We start from the raw sequence: 3,020 nt of genomic DNA on the forward strand, positions 1-3,020 counted from the left end.
GGTCGGCGGGGCCGCCGACGTGCCAGCCGCCGATGCCGGAGGAGGTGACGCGGACGTCGTTGGCGAGGCCGGCGTCGGCAAGTTTGGCGGCGATGATGACTTCCGCCATGGGCGAGCGGCAAATGTTGCCGGTGCACACGAAATCAATATGCATAGAGGATCTCCTTGAGCTCGGTTGCGGTTTGTGCGGTGTGGGTGGCCTGTGCCCACTCCTCGGCGTCGCCGTATCCCCAGGTCACGGCGACGGACGGGATGTCGAAGTGGGCGGCACCCGTGAAGTCGTGGGTGCGGTCGCCGACCATGATGGGGCGCTTTGCTGCGAAGGTGTTGTGGACGTACTCCAGCACCGCGATCTTGGTGCTGCGGCCGCGCTCGTGGTCGGCGGCGCCGAGGAAGTCCAGGTGCGGCCAGATGCCCGCGCGCTTCAGCGCGAGTTCGGCGAAGGTTTCGCTTTTGGACGTCGCCGTACCGACACGGAACCCATCCCGGTCAAGCTGGGCGATGAGTTCGGCCATGCCGTCGAAGACGGTGAACTGCTGCCACCCGTCGGTGCTCATGAAGTCGGAGTAGACCTGCATCGCGGCGTCGACTTGCGCGGGCGTGCACCCGGCCTTCTCGTAGGACTCGCGCATGGGCGGCCCCGGGATCTTCGCGATGAACGCTTCGTCGGGCGGGGCGACGTCGATGGCGGCGAGCCCCCGCAGGAAGCCTTCGCGGATTCCTGGGAAGGAGTCGAGGATGGTGCCGTCGACGTCAAAGAGCACGGTCGGGCGGTTTGTTTGGAGTGTCACGCCCACCAGCATTCCAGGTTTGTAGGCTAGTTGCCATGACGACGAAGACTGTAGGAGATATTGTCGCGGCACTCGAGGCCGCCTACCCGCCCGAACTCGCCGAAAGCTGGGACCAGGTCGGCCTGATTTGCGGCGACCCGGACGAGCCCGTGCACAAGGTGGCGTTTGCCCTGGACTGCACGATGAGCGTGGTGGAGCGCGCGCTGGAGGAAGGCGCGGACATGCTGGTGGTTCACCACCCGCTACTGCTGCGCGGGGTGCACTCTGTTGCGGCGAATACGCCGAAGGGCAAGGTCGTGCACACGCTGATCCGCGGCGGCTGCGCGTTGTTCGCGGCGCATACGAACGCGGACTCGGCGCGCCCGGGGGTCAATGACAAGTTGGCGGAGCTGGTCGGGATTCGGCCCGGCAGGCCGATTCGCCCGGTGGGGGATGTGGACGTCGATACGCCGGGGGCGCTCGAGCGAGCCACCGGCCTTGGGCGAGTGGGCACCCTGCCTGAGCCGATGACCCTGCGCGAGTTCACCCAGCGCGTGGCCGACGCCCTGCCTGAGACCGTGTGGGGCGTGCGCGCCGCAGGCGACCCGGAGCAGATGGTGCGCACCGTCGCCGTCTCCTCCGGCTCGGGCGACAGCTTCCTTGACGATGCGAGGGCGCTCGGCGTCGATGTCTATGTCACCTCGGACCTGCGCCACCACCCAGTCGACGAGCACCTGCGCGCTGGTGGGCCCGCCGTGATCGATACTGCGCACTGGGCGAGTGAATTTCCGTGGACGCAGCAGGCAGAGGGTATCGTGAACCCGCTAGGCGTGGAAACGTGCATCATCCCGGTGCGCACGGACCCGTGGACCGTTTCCGCCCACCCGAATCAAGCCAAGTAAAGGAGCAGTGCTTCCCCGTGAAACTTGCCGTAGAACTCCAGCAGGTACTACTGAATCTTGCCAAGGCTGACCGCCAGGCCGCCCACCCCGAGGCCACGAGCGAGGAGGAAAAGGAGCTGCAGCGCCTCACCGCGGAGCTCGAGCGCATGCGCGGTGCGGCGTCTGCGGCGCAGCTCGCCGTCGACGACATGGAGCTGGAGATCTTGCGCATCCAGGAAGACGAGCGCAAGCTCAAGCGCCGCGACCTGGACAACAAGCGCATGCTCGGCGCGGAGACAGACGAGGAGCGCCGCAAGGACCTGCAACACGATCGTTACACCACGAAGTCGCGCATCGCGGATTTGCAGTATGAGCTGAAGGAGGCCCACAACGAGATCGCGGCGCTGCGCAACAACCGCGACAACCATGGGGCTCGCCTGGACGGGCTCGAGCGCAAGGTCGAGGCCGCGCAGCGCGCCGTGGACGCTCTCCCGGCACGCGAGCGCGTGGACACCGAAGCACTGCGCAGCCAGCTGCCCGCGGACGTCCTCGAGGCCTACGACGAAATCGGCGCCGCCGCGTTCAACGGCCGCACCTGCAACGGCTGCTTCATCGCCCTGCCCGCCACCGAGCGCAACCAGGTCAACGCCACCCCGGCCGACGAGGTCCCAATGTGCCCGAACTGCGGCACACTGCTCGTGCGCACCCAGGTACAGGAGTAGGCGCATGAAGGTAGCCATGTTTTGCGACGGCGGCTCCCGTGGCAACCCCGGCGTCGCCGGAAGCGGTGCCGTCGTCTACGGCCCGGACGGGGAGACGCTGGCGGAAGTTGTCTACGCGGTGGGCAAGAAGTCCACGAACAATGTCGCGGAGTACCACGGGCTCATCGAGGGGCTGAAGGCCGCCATCGACGCGGGCGCCGACGAAGTCGCGGTGTCCATGGACTCCAAGCTCGTGGTCGAGCAGATGAACGGGCGCTGGAAGATCAAGCACCCCGACATGCAGCAGCTCGCACTGGAGGCGAAACAGCTTGCGCGCACGTGCACAAAGGTGACGTACACGTGGGTGCCGCGCGCCAAGAACAAGAAGGCCGACGAGCTGTCCAACGTAGCCATGGACGCCGCCGCGAAGGGCAAACAGGGCCTCATTGCGCACGAGGCGCCTGCGCAAGCACCGAAGCAGGTTGCCCCGGCGGCACCAAAAGAGGCACAGCCCCACGAGACCGCCAGCCCCGGCCACTGGTCCGGCACCGACGCCCCACGCACCCGCTTCGTGCTGCTGCGCCACGGCCAAACCGAACACTCCGCCCGCCGCGTCTACAGCCGTCTCCTATACACATCTAGATGTGTAAAAGAGACGGCCCCCCCGC

General features: G+C 67.0%; 4 protein-coding genes and 1 pseudogene. 3 read left to right on the top strand and 2 right to left on the bottom strand.

The features are described 5' to 3' along the window. A pseudogene (locus BQ4436_RS00225) lies at positions 1-154 on the bottom strand (protein tyrosine phosphatase); the annotation flags it as partial. Next, positions 144-791 carry an HAD hydrolase-like protein gene (locus BQ4436_RS00230; RefSeq protein ID WP_255366067.1) on the bottom strand — a complete coding sequence of 216 codons (648 nt, stop codon included), beginning with the start codon at positions 789-791 and terminating at the stop codon, positions 144-146. The pseudogene BQ4436_RS00225 and the gene BQ4436_RS00230, both read right to left, overlap by 11 nt. A 35-nt stretch (positions 792-826) precedes the next feature. Here BQ4436_RS00230 and BQ4436_RS00235 point away from each other — a divergent pair, with 35 nt between their 5' ends. The 3 genes from BQ4436_RS00235 to BQ4436_RS00245 all read left to right on the top strand — a co-directional run. After that, positions 827-1,672 carry a Nif3-like dinuclear metal center hexameric protein gene (locus tag BQ4436_RS00235; protein WP_070362158.1) on the top strand — a complete coding sequence of 282 codons (846 nt, stop codon included), beginning with the start codon at positions 827-829 and terminating at the stop codon, positions 1,670-1,672. Positions 1,673-1,689: 17 nt separating this feature from the next. Then, a complete protein-coding gene (locus BQ4436_RS00240) occupies positions 1,690-2,373 on the top strand; it encodes a zinc ribbon domain-containing protein (protein WP_070975120.1) in 684 nt (227 codons plus the stop codon). A gap of 4 nt (positions 2,374-2,377) precedes the next feature. After that, positions 2,378-3,020: reverse transcriptase-like protein (locus tag BQ4436_RS00245; RefSeq protein ID WP_143000736.1), on the top strand; the 643-nt coding region annotated here is incomplete at its 3' end.

It is taken from the genome of Corynebacterium sp. MC3 (assembly GCF_900099485.1).
In the GTDB taxonomy this organism is placed as follows: Bacteria; Actinomycetota; Actinomycetes; order Mycobacteriales; family Mycobacteriaceae; genus Corynebacterium; species Corynebacterium pseudogenitalium.

Excerpts from the sequence above, each read along its gene's own strand:
- BQ4436_RS00235 (WP_070362158.1), top strand. The coding sequence starts at position 827 with ATGACGACGAAGACTGTAGGAGATATTGTCGCGGCACTCGAGGCCGCC.